Origin of the sequence: Synechococcus sp. A18-25c (assembly GCF_014280035.1) — a bacterium.
Classification (GTDB): domain Bacteria; phylum Cyanobacteriota; class Cyanobacteriia; order PCC-6307; family Cyanobiaceae; genus Synechococcus_C.
Map to the genome: position 1 here is coordinate 1,918,124 of NZ_CP047957.1, position 15,751 is coordinate 1,933,874.

Here is a 15,751-nt window from a genome sequence, read left to right on the forward strand (position 1 = left end):
GAAGCTCGGGCCAGCCCCATGAACCGTCAAGATCATTGGGTGTCAGGGTGTCGATCCGCAGCGTGGCATTTCAACCCTGTTCAATCTCAATTGTGGTGTCTTCACTGCAATTTCCGCCCAGGCTGATCACCACATCACCATCAGGGTTGGTTTTGGCGAAGGTGCTGTCGAGGTTGTCGTTCTTGCTTACAGCAAAACCTTTCTTGTCTCAGACGGTGACCGACCAAACCGCCACACGCCACAGCGACGCCAACACAGCAGAGACATGACGCAACGGACGACGTGGCGCAGTCATGGCTGAAACAAAGTTTGCCGACGTCTTAGCCACAACGACCTCTACCGTCAGGCCTCCGTGGGGGCGATTATCGACACTTCCCACCACTGGGATTAGCCAATGCAGCACAGGCCTGGAATAAAACCAGGGCCTGGGTCGTCAGCCCAGCACAATGGCTTGATGATCGATGTGATCGGCACCGACGCTGGCGCCCCAGGCACGCTCCCGCCTGCGGCTCAGCGTTTGGTGCAGCAGGCCCAGCTAGTGGCTGCACCGAAGCGGGTGCTGCCGGCGTTGCAGCAGTGGCCGGGATGCCCCCCCAACCTGCGCTGGATGGCTAGCGACGATCCGATTGCTCTCAGCGACATCTTGCTGAAGCTGGAGCCGGGTCAACAGGCTGTGGTGCTGGCGAGTGGTGATCCGCTCTGGTTCGGGATTGGCAGGATCCTGATCGAACGCTTGGGGCGCGACAACCTGCGCTTTCATCCAGGGCCGAGTTCACTGCAGCTGGCCTTCGCACGCCTGGGCCGGCCCTGGCAGAACGCTGAGTGGATCAGCCTGCACGGACGCGACCCAGCACCCTTGGCGCGCCGGCTGCAGCAACGCCCCAACGCCTTAGCGGTGCTCACCGATCCCAGCCGCGGTGGTGTGGCCGACGTGCGCAGCATTTTGCACACCAGCGGCCTGGAGGCCAGCTACGCCCTTTGGCTCTGCGAGGCCCTCGGCCATGGGGATGAACGGGTGCAACAACTGGCTCCCACCGATGCGATCCCCAGCGATCTCAACCCCCTACACCTGGTGGTGCTGCTGGCAGAGCCCGCGGCAGACCCAATCCCAGATCAGCTACCCCTCTTCGGCATCGAAGACGGCATTTACCTCCAGCACGACGACCGTCCCGGCCTGATGACCAAGCGGGAGGTGCGCATCCAGCTGCTGGCCGAGCTCGACTTGCCTCCCACGGGTGTGCTGTGGGACCTGGGGGCCGGCACCGGCAGCGTTGGGCTGGAAGCCCTGCGTCTGCAACCGCAGCTGCAACTCATGGCGGTGGAGCGTCGCAGCGGCGGCGGCAGACTGATCCACGCCAATGCCCGGCGCCTGGGAGTGGAGCCGGCGGCGGTGATCGAAGGCGATGCGCTCTCCGTTTTGGAGCAGCTGCCCGATCCCGATCGGGTGCTGCTGGGCGGCGGCGGCCGTCAACGCCAAGCGCTGTTGCAGGCGGTGATCGCGCGCATGAGGCCTGGCGGAGTGGTGGTAATTCCCATGGCCACCCTGGAAGCCGTGGGGGAACTGCGGCCACTGCTGAGCGAAGCCGGCTGGAGCGTGCGCATGCACCAACATCAGAGTTGGCGCGGGATGCCTCTGGCAGAAGGGACGCGGTTGTCGCCGATGAACCCGGTTCTGGTGCTGCAGGGCCGCAAGCTCCGGCACGGCCCTCCAGAATCGACGATCACGCACCGCTAATCCATGCCGCTTCAGAAAGACAAGCAGGTCTCGCCGATGCGCATGAAGATCACCCTGCTGATCGCGGGTTTTGGCCCGCTGCTCGCCGTCGGCCTGTTTCTGCAGTCCAAAGGCTTCTTCGGCTAGCCATACAACCACAGAAAGCACGCCGACGTGACGCCTAAAACACGTTATTGCGTTAACGACGTGCCAAAAGGTGCGATTTGAACAGCATCACCCACGCGAATACCCAGCCGTGCCGCCTCACCGGCGCCGATTTCGATCACACCGTCAACGAAGTCTGCACGGGCGTTCTGGTCGGCATCCGCCCAATACGACGGGCATGGGAGTCCAGGACAGACCGGCACCTGTGCAGCGATGTCCAGCACCTTGCCGTCGCGCACAAACACCATGTCGAGCGGAGCAAGGGTGTTGTGCATCCAAAAGCGCAGTGGCTGGGAGGGCTTCACCGGAAACCACATGCCACGCAGGGGTGGCAGAGCCGGCCGTTGCATCATTCCCAGCTGCTGCTCCCAAGCCGTGTCGGCCACTTCCAGGGCAATGCACAGCGACGGGCGTTGATCCAGACACCACTGCGCTTCGATCGGCAGAGTCTGCGGTGGCAGGGTCTGAGGCGGCAGGTCCATCAGCGCGGTTCCAGCTTGGGGAACCCATCACTGAGGCAGTAGCCGCGGCCACGGATGGTATGAATCAGGCGGGCTTCTCCGGATTCCTCCAGTTTCTGGCGCAGATAGCGCACATACACCTCGATCACATTGCTGGAGGATCCCTGCTCGTCATTCCAGACCTCGCGCAGAATCCGATCGCGACTAACTACCGTGCCGCGTTGCTCCAACAACAGCAGCAGCAGGGAGTATTCACGCGCCGTCAAAGCAACCGGACGACTGCCCCGACGCACCTGTCGGGACGCCAGATCGACACTCAGGTTGCCGATCTGCATCATGGGGCGCCGCTGCTGACTCTGAGCCTGAATCGCCAGATGCAGGCGCAAGCGCTGGAGCAGATCACTGGGTCCAACTGAGGGGAACCAGAAGTCATCCGCCCCGCAGGCGAACACGTGCTCCCGAGCTGCCACGCTGTCGTCCCGCACGCCAATCAGGATCGGCAACGCCCCGAACCGGCGCCGCAGATCGCTGACCCTGTCCGCTTGATCATCGGCAAGAATCGCCGCGACCGGATGGGATGGGCCTTCCGCGGACACTCCACTGGCGGCGCCACTGCCCCAGTCGAGCGGTTGGTAACCGGAGGCCTTCAAGCGGTCCGCCAAGGCCACCGCCTGGCCGCCCACCAACAGCACCAAATCCCCGCCGGTGTGAGCAATCGCGTTGGCATCGATGCGCGTCATGGGCGATCCGGCTTGGCCACGTGGGGAAGCCCCCAGCCCAACTTGTTGCGCAACACCTGAAAGAACTCGTGATCGGTGAGCCGCACGAAACGCACGGGATGGTCACTGCGACGGATCAGCACTCGGTCTTCCGGCCACACATAACAACCTGCGCTGCCATCCACCACCATCATCAGACGCTCGGGCGTGGCCGGAAACACGGTGACCGGCTCAGCGTCACTGAACACCAGGGCCCGTGAAGCCAGCGAATGGGGGGCGATCGGCGTGAGCTGCAGCACCGGGCAATCCGGCGTGATCACCGGACCGCCGGCGCTGAGGGCATAGGCGGTCGAGCCGGTGGGCGTCGACAGGATCACACCATCGGCAGAGATATCCACCGGCGCATGGCGTCCGATCGCGATCTCGAAATGGCACATGCTGGTGAGCGGTTCCCGATGCAGGGCCATCTCATTCAGTGATAACGCCTCCCAGCGACGCTGATCCCCTCGCATCACACTCACCACCAGATTGGCGCGCTCTTCAATCGTCCACTGCTGGGTGAGCACCTGCTTCAGCGCCCGGTCCAGGTCATCGAGGTAGGCCTCGGCAAGAAAGCCGAGATGACCGGTGTTGATCGTGAGAATCGGCACACCAACCGGCGCCGTCTGACGCGCAGCCGACAGCACCGTGCCATCGCCCCCCAGCACGATCGCCAGCACCATCGACTGATCAAATCCCTCGGGCACGCAAGCTGCATAACCAAGCATGCGCAGGTGCTGATCGGGATTGGCAAAGCCGACCATCCCACCCGAGCTACTGGCGCGCACCACTTCATGGCCACCACGCTCAAGTTGCGACTGAATCGCAGTGGCTGTTTCGACAGCCAATGGCTTGCCATCATTGACGATCAGTCCTACCCGGGGCACCGATCGCAGCCAGCAACAGCCCGATCAGTTTATGAGAACACTTCGTCTCTCGACCACAGACTAAGGATTTGTGATTCAGCGCCAGCAGGAACGCAGCAGTGACGCAAGAGGCGCCCACTGAGGGCGCACCTCCGCCGAAGTGTCGACAGCGAGCCTCGTCCCATGGTGCGCCCATCCGCCCGTGATTTCGATCGAAGTGTCGACCAACTCGTCATTTCATGTCTATGAAAGAAAAAGCACCGTCCTCGAAGCAGCGACCTCCATGCAAGCCCTTAAAACCCTTGGACGCGCCCTCGCCCTGAGTGCATTGGCTGTCGGGGCAGCAACAGGATCTGTCGAAGCCCTAGGGCATTCAACATTGAAAGGGCAGATCTCCCTGAAAGGTCAGCCGGTGAGCGGCTCATCCATCACCCTCTGGCAAACCCAGGCCGGCCAATCCCCCAAACAACTGAGCACCCATCGCTCGACCAAAAGCGGTGCGTTCAGTGTCAAGGTTCGAGCCACGCCAGGGGTCGTCCACTATCTCGTGGCCCAGGGGGGCGAGATCGGCGGATCCAGCGCCGACCAGCTCACCATGCTCACGGTGCTCGGAGGAGATGAGAATCAGCAGGTGGCCATCAACGAGCTCACCACCGTTGGATCCGTTTGGCCCAATGCGCAGTTGCTTAAAGGCACAGCGTTGGAGGGGAGCCAAAGCGCTTTAACGATCGGTTCGAGCCAAGTTGAGAACCTGGTGGATCAGAGCACAGGTCGCTTTGGTGCAACGTTGCTGAAAAGCACCAACCTGCTGAATTCCGAAACCGCGGCTCGGATGAATGTGCTCTCAGATCTGGTTGCTTTGTGCGGGCAACCGCAGCAATCGCAAGGGTGCTATCAGCTGCTAGCACTGACGAATTCAGAGAACACGCTCTCGGCAATGACATCCATTGCCCGTCAACCCTGGAAGAACACCAGCGCGCTCTATGAGCTGTTCCAAAGCTCCTACCCGATCAACCAAGCCACGCAGCTGCGCACAACAGCTACGGCTCCCTATCTGCTGTTTCAACCCAAAAGCTTTTCCCTTTCCCTGGTTTTCGACGGTGGCGGCGCTTTAGCCCTCGGGAAGTTGATGTTTGACGGAAAAGGAAGCATGTGGAGTGGAACCAACTGGATGCCAGGCTCTCAATCCGGCGTGGTGAACAACATCGGCGGCGGCATGACCCACTTCGGCCCCGGTGGCACTCCCCTCTCACCCGCCATTAGCGGCTACAACGGCCAAGGCATCAACGGTGTGGGCTGGGGGACTGGAGTCTCAGACAAATACGCCTGGGTTGGTGCGTTCAACAACAGGGTCGGGGTGTTTGATCTCAAAAACGGCAACGCCCTCGGACCAGCCACCATTGACGGGGAAGTGGGTCAACTTCAAGGCGTCGCCACGGCGCGCAATGGCGACGTTTGGATCGCCGACAACACGGGTAACCACATGATTCAGTTCCCCGGTGGTGATTACACCCAAGGGAAGCGCCACATCATTGATGGACTGCAAGCCCCCTTCGGTGTCGCCGTTGACGCTCGGAACAGAGTCTGGGTGAGCAGCAGTTACAACAACAAACTCACCGTGTTTCCAGGGGACGCTCCTGATCAGGCCAAAACAATCGAAGTGAACCTTGGGGCGCGTGGTGTGGCCATTGACTCAACAGGGCACGTTTGGATTGCCCAACAATCCAATTCACCTCAAGGAGCACTTCCTCCAGGCGGAAAAATGCCACCCAATATCCCCGCCAACGCACCACAACCCAAAACCATCATGCAAGAGTTTGAGGCGGGAGCTGAGTTCTATCTCTACAACCCCAACCTCACTCAGGCTGGGATGGTTGGTTTGATTGCACCCGATCTAACAGTAGTGAAGCAAAACATCGCCAAGGGCACCGCGTATGTTCCCTGGGGAGTGACAATTGACGGCAACGACAATGTCTGGGTCGGTAATTTGTATGGTCAAAGCTTGATTCACATCTGCGGCATCAATCCCGCCAATTGCCCTGAAGGAAAAACCACTGGCGATGTGATTCACAACTACCAGAGTGGTGTCATTCAAATCACCACCGATGTGATCATTGATGATGCTGGAAACCTTTGGAGTGCCAACAACTGGTTTGATGGTGATGTTGTCATCAACCCCACCTACACAGGCCGCACCTCCACATTTGGAGGGGGTCAAGGATTCGTTGTGACCTATGGCGTCGCTGGACCGGTTCAAAACCCCCTGATCGGGCCTGTACGCAGGCCCAATTTTTAAAGGATTGATTAGCCAACAGGGCTCAACGGTCTGTTGGGCCTGAGGTGACCAATCCAGCGGATCACCAGGAGAAGCACGGTGAATCCAAGGAAGGGAGCATAAAAATCAGTGGGGCCCTGCTTGATGTGGCTCACATAGGTGAGAAAAAATTGAGCCCAGAGCCAATAGGAGCCGATGACGTGCAGTCGCTTCCAGTGCTTCATCCCCATCCACCGCTGGGCGGCATTGGATGACGTCAGTGCCATCAGGGCAACAAAGAAATAGCCGACCCCTCCTAGCAGCCACTTGCCAGCCGACTGCTCACTGAGAAAGGGATCAGGGAAGTCAAACGACATTGTCACGATCAACGCCAGATGAATCGCATGGGACGACGCGAAACTCAATCCAATCCAACGCCGGTTTTGAAGCATCCATCGACTGGCAGTCGATGGCCAGAGGCGATGCACACTCGAAGCCACAAAAGCCATCGAAAACAGTGCCAGGGAACTTCGGCCAGTGGCATCAATTCCTGCCTTCACTGAGGTTGCCGTCCAACCAGAAACACCGAAATGCAAACCAAGCCCGGCTCCGATGACGAGGGTGGCCAAGGCCGTCAGCCGCCATCCAAGACGTGCCATTGAGATTCACACAAAGGTCATTCCTAGGTGAATCGCTCAGTAATGCCAATGAATGTCAACAGCGAACCTGAGACGCATGAATGAGATCGAAACGAACGATGAACGCCGCTTAAAACTGCTCAAGAAAGCGCAAATCACTGGTGTAAAGCCGGCGGATGTCATCAATGCCATGGCGCACCATGCAGAACCGCTCCACACCCAGGCCGGCCGCAAAACCGCTGTAACGCTCGGGATCCAGACCCAGACCCTCCAGCACAGCAGGATCGACCATGCCACAGCCCATCACTTCCAGCCAGCGGCCACGCCATTGCACATCCACCTCTGCGGAAGGCTCGGTGAAGGGGAAATAGCTGGCACGGAACCGCACCGGCAGATCACCGAAGAAGGCCTTGAGAAAGGCCATCACCGTGCCGCGCAGGTGGCTGAAATCCAAACCCTCATCGATCGCGAGCACCTCCACCTGGTGAAACACAGGGGAATGGGTGGCATCCACCGCATCACGGCGATACACGCGGCCGGGAGCCACGATCCTTACCGGTGGTGCGTTGTTCTCAAGATGGCGGATCTGCACCGGTGAGGTGTGGGTGCGCAGCAGCAGGTTGTCTTTCAGATAAAAGGTGTCCTGCATGTCCCGGGCCGGATGGTCCGGTGGAATGTTCAGCGCGGTGAAATTGTGATGGTCGGTTTCCACCTCTGGGCCTTCCTCCACCTGATATCCCAGTCCGCAGAACAGATCAACGATCTCCTCTGTGGTGGAGATCAGGGGGTGACGGTGCCCCATCGGTGTTCCCTGGGCGGTCGCTGTGACATCCAGAGTTTCGGCAGCGATGCGCGCCTCCATGGCGGCCTGTTTCACCGCCTGCAAACGATCACCCAGCAATGACTGCACTTGGGTCTTGAGCACGTTCGCCCGCTGCCCTACCAAAGGCCGTTCATTGCCAGGCAACTTGCCCATCGCACCAAGCACACCGGAGAGCCGGCCCTTCTTGCCGAGCAAGCCGACACGCAACTGCTCAAGCGCCTCGGCATCCGCAGCTGCTGCAATGGCTTCGGCGGCCTCAGCTTCCAGCGCATCGAGCTGATCGGTGAGCTGCTGCAGGGTGATGGTGGCGCTCACAGCTTTGGGAAGACGGCAGCTGACTGTAAGCAGTGGTCACGACTAGGTTCGCCCCACAGGCTCTTGCAACCCCGATGGCCCCGCTGAGGATCCTGATCAGCAATGACGACGGCGTGTTTGCCGACGGCATCAAAGCCCTGGCCTTAGCCGCCGCCGGCCGTGGCCACCAAGTGACAGTGGTCTGTCCTGACAAGGAGCGCTCCGCCACTGGCCACGGGCTCACCCTGCAGCAACCGATCCGAGCCGAGCGCGCTGACCAGTTGTTTGGCAACGGCATCACCGCCTGGGCCTGCAGCGGCACACCAGCTGATTGTGTGAAGTTGGCACTGTTCGAACTTTTGGATGCACCACCAGACCTGGTGCTTTCGGGCATCAACCACGGTCCCAATCTCGGCACCGACGTGTTCTGTTCCGGCACCGTGGCTGCTGCCATGGAGGGTACGCTCGAGCAGCGGCCCGCCATGGCTGTGAGCAGCGCCTGCTTCAAGTGGCGCGATTTCGAGGGGGCCGCACAGATTGCTGTTGACGCCGCCGAATCAGCACTCCGGGAAGGCTGGCCAGAGAACCTCCTGCTCAATCTCAACCTGCCGCCCTGCAGGGCGGAGACCATGGGACCGATGCGCTGGACCCGTCTGTCGATCCGTCGTTACGACGAACAGTTCAGCCCACGCAAAGACCCCCAGGGACGCACGTATTACTGGCTCGCCGGTGAAGTGGTGGAAGATCTGGAATCAGGCGGCGACGGCCCCCGTGATTGGCCCACGGATGTGGCTCAGATCGAAGCGAACGCCCCGTCACTCACCCCCATCCAGCCAGAGCTGTTCTGGCGCGGCTCCCTGGGCAGCCTTCCGCAACTGGAATTAGGAGGTCAGCGAGTGCGGTAAATCCGCTGCAGCAACCACAGCGAGAACAACAAGCCGATCAGGTGCGCGAACAACACCTGGGTGTTGCTCAACACCGAAAGCATCTCCAGCGAGGTGATTGCCAGGTTTTCAGCCACTCCCTGGCCACCAATGGCAATGCCGGGGGTCTGCTGGGACGCTTGAACAAACAAGGCACCCGCGAGCGACTGATACCCCACTGCCGCGAACACCAAGCCGAGCAGATCGGCCAAGATTCCGCGCTTGATCAACCGACTGGCTTCGCCCCGGCTGGGACGCGCCCCACTGTCGAGTGCGCGACCTAGGCGCACGATCAGCCATCCCTGCCAGAGGCTGAACAGCAGCACCAAAAACGACAGGGTGGTGAGCGACAGGCCAGGGCTCAGGCCCACAGCCCGATCGGCATTGCGGGAGAGGCTGCCGCCGATGTTGTTGAACATCAGCACCCCGACCACCACCACGCCGAGGGCGGTCTGAATCCAGAAGCGGATCCAAGCGGTGCGGCGCAGGCCGAGGGCCAGCAACTGGAAGTCGAGCCGATCAGCCATGCGGGCGTGGAGGTCTGTCGTCCAAACTTGCCATCAACCACCGCACCGTGCACGGCCCGTTGATCCCTCTCTGCTCGCCACAGCAGGCCTGCACGCCCACCGCCCTTGCTCTGGGCAGCTTCGATGGCCTGCATGCCGGACACCGGCGGGTGATCGATGCCGTGTGCCGCGAGCCGGCCGGCGGCATCCCCACCGTGGTGAGCTTCTGGCCTCACCCCCGAGAGGTGCTGCATGGGGAGCCAAGACTGCGCCTCGACCTGCCTGAGGAAAAACTGAATCTTCTGGCCCCCCTGGGCATCCAGCAACTGGTGCTGGTGCCCTTCAACCGGGAGCTGGCGCAGCTGAGTGCCAGCCGCTTCGTGGAGGAGATGCTGATCGGAACTCTGCAGGCACGTCACATCGCTGTGGGGGCCAACTTCCGCTTTGGCCGCGGTCGCGAAGGCGGAGCCGAAACATTGAAGGCGCTGGCGGAAGCCGCCGGCGTGCGTGTAACCGTCGTGCCGATCCTGGAGGATCCAGGTGGCCGTATGAGCAGCAGCCGGATTCGCCAGGCCCTCAGCGAGGGTGACCTGATCACTGCGCGCGAGCTGCTCCAGCGGGCCTATCAATTTCAGGGAACCGTCGTTCAGGGCCGAGGCCTTGGCCATCAGCTCGGCTGGCCCACCGCCAATCTTCAGGTGGATGGGCGCAAGTTTTTACCGGGACTGGGGGTGTACGCGGCCTGGGCCTGGGTGGATGGTGAAAACGCTGCATTGCCCGCCGTAATGAACCTCGGACCGCAACCCACCGTCGACCCCGACTCGCCCTCCGCCGTGGAGGTGCATCTGCTCGACACAAGGCGGGACCTAGAGGGGCGCACCCTCAGGGTGGAGCCCGTGGAACGGCTGCGGGGCCAGTGCCGCTTCTCTGGCCTGGAGGAACTCAGTGCGCAGATCAGTCGCGATGCCCAGCAGGCACGAGAGCGACTTCAGGAAACGGCGGGGTAAGCGTTGGACAACCCCCAAACGATGAAGACGCCGATGCTGCCAAGCAGGATGATTCCCCAGACCAGCACGTGCATCGTGCTTTCAGATCCACCGTTCTCCATCGCCGCCCCAGGCATGAGATTCTGCCCAGAGTGCCATGGAACCGATGCCTGTCGCCCCCAGCACTGAGCCACGTGTTGCAAGGCTGATCGACGCCAACCTGGACAGGGCCCGTGAGGGACTGCGGGTGATCGAGGACTGGTGCCGCTTCGGGCTGGACCGCGAGGACCTTGTGGTGCCCCTGAAAGATTGGCGCCAGCAGCTCGGATTGCTACATGCGGATTTGTATCGGCAGGCACGCTCCACCGCCACCGACACCGCTGCTGGCCTCAGCCACCCAGCGCAGCAGACACGCACGGACAGCAGCCAGGTGGTGAAGGCCAATGCCAGTCGTGTGCAGGAAGCCCTACGGGTGATCGAGGAGTTTGCCCGCACCACTGACGCCCCCCTGGCCGCCACAGCAGCCACGGTGCGTTACGCCCTCTATGACCTTGAAGTGCGCATCCTTGAGGCCTGCGCTTACAACCGTCGGCGTCAGCAGTTAGAGGGGGCCAAGCTCTGCTTGATCACCGACCCAGGTTTTGATGGCAACAGCAGCGCGATGCTGAAGCGGGTGGAGGCGGCTTTGAACGCTGGCATCACCCTGGTGCAATACCGGAGAAAGCAGGGCGACGATCGGTTGCGACTTCAGGAGGCCAGGCAACTCGCTGAGTTGTGCCGCCGTCACCAAGCCCTGTTCATCGTCAACGACCGCATCGATCTTGCACTCCTGGTGAATGCCGATGGCGTGCATCTCGGCCAAGACGACCTGCCCCATGCAGAAGCGCGTGAGCTGCTGGGTAGCGACAAGCTGATTGGTCGCAGCACCCACCGGCTTGAGCATCTGATGAAGGCCCAAGACGACGGTGCTGACTACGTCGGAGTTGGGCCTGTGTTTGCCACCCGCACCAAAGCCGGCCGGACCCCTGCAGGACTCGATTGGGTGCGCAATGCCCATGCGGCCGCCACGGTGCCCTGGTTCGCCATCGGTGGCATTGACGCCAGCACGATTGCCGAAGTTCGTGCGGCCGGCGCCTCCCGCGTTGCCGTAGTGAGCGCGATCATGGCGGCTGATGACCCTGTAGAGGCCAGCCAGCAGCTGCTCCACCAGCTCGCCTGAGCTGGCCCTTCACGGCTGCATACCCCTTTTCCTGCTCCATCCCTCAGGTCCGACCCATGCAGCTCAAGGTGAATGGTGAACAGCGCAATCTCGATGCAGGCCTGACACGCCTCAACCAAGTGATCGAAGCCCTCGGCCATCACCCCAAGTTGGTGGTGGTGGAATTCAACGGGTTGATCCTCACGCCGGATCTCTGGGCGCAGCAGGCTGTAAAGGATGGTGACAGCCTCGAGATCGTCACCATCGTGGGCGGGGGTTCCTAGAGTCTTTAAAGCTCTTCCCGCTGTTTTGGCCGATTCGCCGAACCGCTCGACCCGTCGTCTGCTGCGCCGTTGGCTTTCGGGCCTGATGGTGCCTGTGCTCCTGATTGGACTGCTGGTGCTGATGCCACAGCCCAGCGAAGCAGCACGGGGTGGCCGCATCGGAGGTGGCAGCTTCCGCGCTCCCTCGATGCCGCGAAGCGGCGGCTACGGAAGTGGTGGCATGGGCGGTGGCTACAGCCGCGGTTACGGCGGCGGCGGCTTCGGTTTCCCTTTCATCATTCCGATCTTTGGCCTCGGTGGCGGCGGCCTGCTGCCCTTCTTGTTGCTGATGGGCATCGTGGGGGTTCTGGTGAATGCGGCGCGGGGTGCAGGATCCGGGAGCCGCGTCGCCGTCGGTGGCTATGACAATCCACGCGAAATCTCCGGTGGTCCGGTCTCGCTGCTGCAGCTCCAGATGGGCCTTCTGGCCAGTGCCAAGGATTTGCAAACCGACCTGCGACAGCTGGCGGCCAGTGCTGACACCAGCAGCTCCTCTGGACTGCAACGGGTCCTGCAGGACACCACCTTGGCCTTACTGCGGCAACCCGACCTCTGGGTTTACGCCAATGTGGAATCAGGCAGCGTTCCGTTCAATGCAGCGGAATCCACCTTCAACCGTCTGTCGATGACCGAGCGCAGCAAGTTGCGCGAAGAACTCACAACCAATGTTGGTGGTGTTCGCTCATCCGCAGCGACACTGAGCAGTCGCGGCGATGCCGATGCCACCAACGAATTCATCGTGGTGACCGTGCTGGTGGCCAGCCGTCAGGCGGTGAACCTGAAAAAAGCCGACACCAGCGAACAACTGCGGGAATCACTGCGCATCCTCGGCTCAACCGCCTCCAGTGACCTCATGGCTCTGGAAGTGATCTGGCAACCCGATGGCTCAGGAGATGTGCTCAGCGCCGAAGAACTCGTCACGGCCTATCCAAACCTTCAACACCTTTGAATCTCCCTTCAGAAAGCCTTCGGATTCCAAGGAATTTCTTTGCATTCACGACTGCAATCTGTCGATACGTTGAATCCGTTTCGACAGATTGATTGTGATTGCCGCGGCTTCACCCCCTGATCCCCGTGTGATGCAGTGGCAGTCCAACGGGGAACTCGACCGTCGTGATCTATTTGATTTGCTGCGCATCCTTCAGACCGTGGAGCCGCCGATTCACAGCGATGAGCTGTCACGGCTAGGTGCCAAATGCAGTGTCAGCAGCTGATCCGGAGAACTGACCCGACACTCTGATCCGGAACCTCGACCGTCCCCCCTTGCTGCCTTCGTGGCGCTCCCCCATCCTGCAGAGATCGCACGGATTGCATGGCCGCTCGATCTCCGCACTGGGTGAATTCAACGGTGCTGATGGAAGCCCTGCAGCGCTATGAGCAGAACACCCTTCCCAGGTCCATGCGCCTGTGGGTGGAAGCAACGCTGGAGCTGGATCCCACCCAGCCGAGCCAAGCGATGATGCCGGGCCAGGCTCACCCTCCTGCTCACTGAGCGCGACTCGCCTCATCGCCACTGCCTTGTAACCCACGGCCCAGGAGGATGCGCAATGCGGCCATGGCAGCGCCATAGCCATTGTCGATATTGACCACACTCAGGCCTGGAGCGCAGCTGGCCAGCATCCCGTCGAGAGCGGCACGACCACCAGCGCTGACGCCATAGCCCACCGACACCGGCACACCAATCACAGGCTGCGGCACCAAGCCGGCAAGCACCGTGGGCAGGGCACCCTCCATGCCTGCGCAGGCGATCAGCACCGGCACCGCTTCGAGATCGGGCAACACCGCCAGCAAGCGATGCAAACCCGCCACGCCCACATCGAGGAAGGGCACGCTGGTGACGCCATGCACTCGCAACGCCAGCGCAGCCTCCTCCGCCACGCGGCGATCACTGGTGCCGCCACTGAGCACCGCCACCAACGGCTTGCCATCGCCTGGCGGCAGCTTGCCCAGGGTGAGGCAAGAGGCAGCCGCATGCACCTGAACCTCGGGGCAGCGGGCCTGCACGTCCGCAGCCTTCACGGGATCCACACGCGTCACAAACGCCAGTTCACCAGCGTGGTGCATGGTCTTGAGGATGGTCGCAATCTGAGCGGCAGTTTTGTGCTCACCCCAGACGGCCTCCACCATGCCGAGCCGCCGGCGGCGTTGCAGGTCCAATCGCGCCTCAAGTGCACTCACGCCGGCAGCAACTCGCCTTCAAACACCAAAGGGAACGGATTGCCCTCGGATTGACCGGTGGCCTCACGGGCCAGGCTTTCAAAGCGCTGCTGAACCGCTTCCACCTCCTCAACGGGGATCGCTTTCCAGGCATCCCGGCTGCTCCAACGGATCAGCAAGGTGCCTTCCTCGCTGTTGGGATCCCAAAGCAGATCCCGACCTAGGAACCCTGGCTGTTGCGCAAGCCAGGGTTCCCAGCTGCCGCGCTCGGCGTCCAGCCAGGCCTGACGGTCCTGACGCGGAACCTGAATGCGCAGATGCTCGATCACAGCAACATCAACATGACCATCCGGACTGGACAACGCTTCAGCGCGACGATCGCCAAGACCTGAAAGCAGAACCAACACCGCCAGGCAGCACCCAACCACCGTAGAGAGACCTCTGCGCAGACGCGTCATGGCTTGCTCAGCAGAACCACAGCGTGGCAGGAGATGCCCTCCTCCCGTCCTTCAGGTCCCAGGGTCTCGTTGGTGGTGGCTTTGACCCCCACCTGATCGGGCGCGAGTCCCATGCTCTCAGCGATGGCGGTACGCATGGCCTCGATGTGGGGCTTGAGTTTGGGGCGTTCTGCGATTACGACGCTATCCACATTCACCACCTCCCAGCCACGGTCTTTCACAAGAGCCATCACCTGCTTCAGCAGCACCAAACTGTCGGCCCCTTTCCACTGGGGATCAGTCGGGGGGAAGTATTTGCCGATATCTCCTAGGGACAGCGCTCCCAGTAAGGCATCCATGACGGCATGCACGAGCACATCGGCATCACTGTGGCCGTCCAGACCAAGACCGTCGGGATGCGACAGGCACTGACCACCCAGGATCAGCGGACGCCCCTGAACGAGGCGGTGGATGTCATAGCCATTGCCAATGCGGAGATTCATGCGCGCGCTCGTTCAGGTCGTGGCTCCGGGGTCATTCTCGGCATCGGTGCGTTGCTTCCAGCGCTCCAGCAAATCCGGTCGGCGTTCAGCCGTGCGCTGCTCCCGTTGCTGCTGGCGCCAGCGGGCGATGGCGCCATGGTCGCCACTGCGCAGCACATCCGGCACGGTCATCCCCCGGAACTCAGCCGGGCGCGTGTAGTGAGGATGCTCCAGCAGCCAATCGCTGTGGCTTTCCTCCACCAGCGATGCCGCGGTGCCGACCGTGCCCGGCAGCAGACGCACCACACCGTTGATGATCGTCATCGCTGGCAGCTCACCACCGGTGAGCACGAAATCCCCTAGCGACACCTCTTCATCCGCCAGAGAACGGATGCGTTCGTCGAAGCCTTCGTAGTGGCCGCATAGCAGGACCAACTGGTCATGGTTCGCTGCCCAGCGCTGCAGGTCGGACTGGCGCAGCGGTCGGCCCTGAGGCGTCATCAGCAACACACGCCGCTTCGGATGCACGGGAATCGATTCGAAGGCGGCAAACACCGGTTCGGGCTTGAGCACCATGCCGGCGCCACCGCCGTAGGGCTCATCGTCGACCTTGCGGTAGCGATCGGTGGCGTGATCGCGGGGATTGTGCAGATAAAGCTCGGCGCGACTGGCGGCAAAGGCCCGACCGATCACCCCCAGCTCCTGCAAGGGAGCGAACGCCTGCGGAGCGAGGCTCACCACATCCAGGCGATACGCGCTCACCAGA

Annotated in this window: 21 protein-coding genes; 10 read left to right on the plus strand and 11 right to left on the minus strand. The window is 61.7% G+C overall.

Going from position 1 to position 15,751, the window contains the following annotated elements; genetic code table 11:
- The first annotated feature begins 454 nt into the window (after positions 1–454).
- A complete protein-coding gene (gene cbiE / locus SynA1825c_RS10600) occupies positions 455–1,735 on the plus strand; it encodes a precorrin-6y C5,15-methyltransferase (decarboxylating) subunit CbiE (RefSeq protein ID WP_186469261.1) in 1,281 nt (426 codons plus the stop codon).
- A gap of 3 nt (positions 1,736–1,738) precedes the next feature.
- Positions 1,739–1,861 carry a hypothetical protein gene (locus SynA1825c_RS13690; RefSeq protein ID WP_255476935.1) on the plus strand — a complete coding sequence of 41 codons (123 nt, stop codon included), beginning with the start codon at positions 1,739–1,741 and terminating at the stop codon, positions 1,859–1,861.
- Positions 1,862–1,905: 44 nt separating this feature from the next.
- On the opposite strand, the gene SynA1825c_RS10605 is transcribed toward SynA1825c_RS13690, so the two are convergent.
- The 3 genes from SynA1825c_RS10605 to SynA1825c_RS10615 are packed head-to-tail and all read right to left on the minus strand — an operon-like array spanning position 1,906 to position 3,985.
- Complete coding sequence (locus tag SynA1825c_RS10605) at positions 1,906–2,361, minus strand: DUF192 domain-containing protein (RefSeq protein ID WP_186469262.1); 456 nt, start codon at positions 2,359–2,361, stop codon at positions 1,906–1,908.
- The gene (locus SynA1825c_RS10610) at positions 2,361–3,080 is read right to left on the minus strand and encodes a response regulator transcription factor (protein WP_186469263.1); all 720 of its coding nucleotides are present in this window, start codon (positions 3,078–3,080) and stop codon (positions 2,361–2,363) included. The genes SynA1825c_RS10605 and SynA1825c_RS10610 overlap by 1 nt, the downstream gene beginning before the upstream one ends.
- The gene (locus SynA1825c_RS10615) at positions 3,077–3,985 is read right to left on the minus strand and encodes an NAD(+) kinase (protein ID WP_186469264.1); all 909 of its coding nucleotides are present in this window, start codon (positions 3,983–3,985) and stop codon (positions 3,077–3,079) included. The genes SynA1825c_RS10610 and SynA1825c_RS10615 overlap by 4 nt, the downstream gene beginning before the upstream one ends.
- 262 nt (positions 3,986–4,247) lie before the next feature.
- Here SynA1825c_RS10615 and SynA1825c_RS10620 point away from each other — a divergent pair, with 262 nt between their 5' ends.
- A complete protein-coding gene (locus SynA1825c_RS10620; RefSeq protein ID WP_186469265.1) occupies positions 4,248–6,260 on the plus strand; it encodes a hypothetical protein in 2,013 nt (670 codons plus the stop codon).
- An 8-nt stretch (positions 6,261–6,268) separates the two neighbouring features.
- Here SynA1825c_RS10620 and SynA1825c_RS10625 read toward each other — a convergent pair whose 3' ends face one another.
- Both SynA1825c_RS10625 and pheS read right to left on the minus strand, forming a co-directional pair.
- Positions 6,269–6,847 carry a ferric reductase-like transmembrane domain-containing protein gene (locus SynA1825c_RS10625; RefSeq protein WP_370523157.1) on the minus strand — a complete coding sequence of 193 codons (579 nt, stop codon included), beginning with the start codon at positions 6,845–6,847 and terminating at the stop codon, positions 6,269–6,271.
- Between the two features lie 139 nt (positions 6,848–6,986).
- Positions 6,987–7,994, minus strand: a complete 1,008-nt coding sequence (pheS, locus tag SynA1825c_RS10630) for a phenylalanine--tRNA ligase subunit alpha (RefSeq protein ID WP_186469267.1) — start codon at positions 7,992–7,994, stop codon at positions 6,987–6,989.
- 74 nt (positions 7,995–8,068) lie between these two features.
- Between pheS and surE the strand changes: the two genes are divergently transcribed.
- Positions 8,069–8,878 (plus strand): 5'/3'-nucleotidase SurE, encoded by an 810-nt coding sequence (gene surE / locus SynA1825c_RS10635; protein ID WP_186469268.1) that lies wholly within the window; start codon positions 8,069–8,071, stop codon positions 8,876–8,878.
- Here the strand turns inward: surE and SynA1825c_RS10640 are convergent.
- Entirely contained in the window at positions 8,863–9,423 is a 561-nt protein-coding gene (locus SynA1825c_RS10640; protein WP_186469269.1) for a DUF3611 family protein, read from the minus strand. The two genes, surE and SynA1825c_RS10640, sit on opposite strands and share 16 nt — an antisense overlap.
- Positions 9,424–9,482: 59 nt before the next feature.
- Here SynA1825c_RS10640 and SynA1825c_RS10645 point away from each other — a divergent pair, with 59 nt between their 5' ends.
- Entirely contained in the window at positions 9,483–10,409 is a 927-nt protein-coding gene (locus SynA1825c_RS10645; RefSeq protein ID WP_186471175.1) for a bifunctional riboflavin kinase/FAD synthetase, read from the plus strand.
- Here SynA1825c_RS10645 and SynA1825c_RS13695 read toward each other — a convergent pair.
- Positions 10,391–10,525 (minus strand): hypothetical protein, encoded by a 135-nt coding sequence (locus tag SynA1825c_RS13695; protein WP_255478503.1) that lies wholly within the window; start codon positions 10,523–10,525, stop codon positions 10,391–10,393. The two genes, SynA1825c_RS10645 and SynA1825c_RS13695, sit on opposite strands and share 19 nt — an antisense overlap.
- Positions 10,526–10,545: 20 nt before the next feature.
- On the opposite strand from SynA1825c_RS13695, the gene SynA1825c_RS10650 reads away from it, so the two are divergent.
- The 5 genes from SynA1825c_RS10650 (at position 10,546) to SynA1825c_RS10670 (ending at position 13,401) form a co-directional block, all read left to right on the plus strand.
- Complete coding sequence (locus tag SynA1825c_RS10650; RefSeq protein WP_186469270.1) at positions 10,546–11,607, plus strand: thiamine phosphate synthase; 1,062 nt, start codon at positions 10,546–10,548, stop codon at positions 11,605–11,607.
- 56 nt (positions 11,608–11,663) lie between these two features.
- Positions 11,664–11,870 (plus strand): sulfur carrier protein ThiS, encoded by a 207-nt coding sequence (thiS, locus tag SynA1825c_RS10655; RefSeq protein ID WP_186469271.1) that lies wholly within the window; start codon positions 11,664–11,666, stop codon positions 11,868–11,870.
- Positions 11,871–11,895: 25 nt separating this feature from the next.
- On the plus strand, positions 11,896–12,858 hold the full coding sequence (locus tag SynA1825c_RS10660) for a DUF1517 domain-containing protein (protein ID WP_255478365.1): 963 nt from the start codon (positions 11,896–11,898) through the stop codon (positions 12,856–12,858).
- Between the two features lie 94 nt (positions 12,859–12,952).
- Entirely contained in the window at positions 12,953–13,123 is a 171-nt protein-coding gene (locus SynA1825c_RS10665; RefSeq protein WP_186471248.1) for a hypothetical protein, read from the plus strand.
- Positions 13,124–13,221: 98 nt separating this feature from the next.
- Positions 13,222–13,401, plus strand: a complete 180-nt coding sequence (locus SynA1825c_RS10670) for a hypothetical protein (protein ID WP_186469273.1) — start codon at positions 13,222–13,224, stop codon at positions 13,399–13,401.
- Here the strand turns inward: SynA1825c_RS10670 and larB are convergent.
- The 4 genes from larB to trmD are packed head-to-tail and all read right to left on the minus strand — an operon-like array spanning position 13,395 to position 15,747.
- A complete protein-coding gene (gene larB, locus SynA1825c_RS10675; RefSeq protein ID WP_186469274.1) occupies positions 13,395–14,087 on the minus strand; it encodes a nickel pincer cofactor biosynthesis protein LarB in 693 nt (230 codons plus the stop codon). The genes SynA1825c_RS10670 and larB overlap by 7 nt on opposite strands.
- Entirely contained in the window at positions 14,084–14,524 is a 441-nt protein-coding gene (locus tag SynA1825c_RS10680; protein ID WP_186469275.1) for a TIGR03792 family protein, read from the minus strand. The genes larB and SynA1825c_RS10680 overlap by 4 nt, the downstream gene beginning before the upstream one ends.
- The gene (gene ispF, locus SynA1825c_RS13700) at positions 14,521–15,006 is read right to left on the minus strand and encodes a 2-C-methyl-D-erythritol 2,4-cyclodiphosphate synthase (protein ID WP_255476937.1); all 486 of its coding nucleotides are present in this window, start codon (positions 15,004–15,006) and stop codon (positions 14,521–14,523) included. The genes SynA1825c_RS10680 and ispF overlap by 4 nt, the downstream gene beginning before the upstream one ends.
- Positions 15,007–15,018: 12 nt before the next feature.
- Positions 15,019–15,747, minus strand: a complete 729-nt coding sequence (trmD, locus tag SynA1825c_RS13705) for a tRNA (guanosine(37)-N1)-methyltransferase TrmD (protein ID WP_255476938.1) — start codon at positions 15,745–15,747, stop codon at positions 15,019–15,021.
- Between the last annotated feature and the right edge of the window lie 4 nt (positions 15,748–15,751).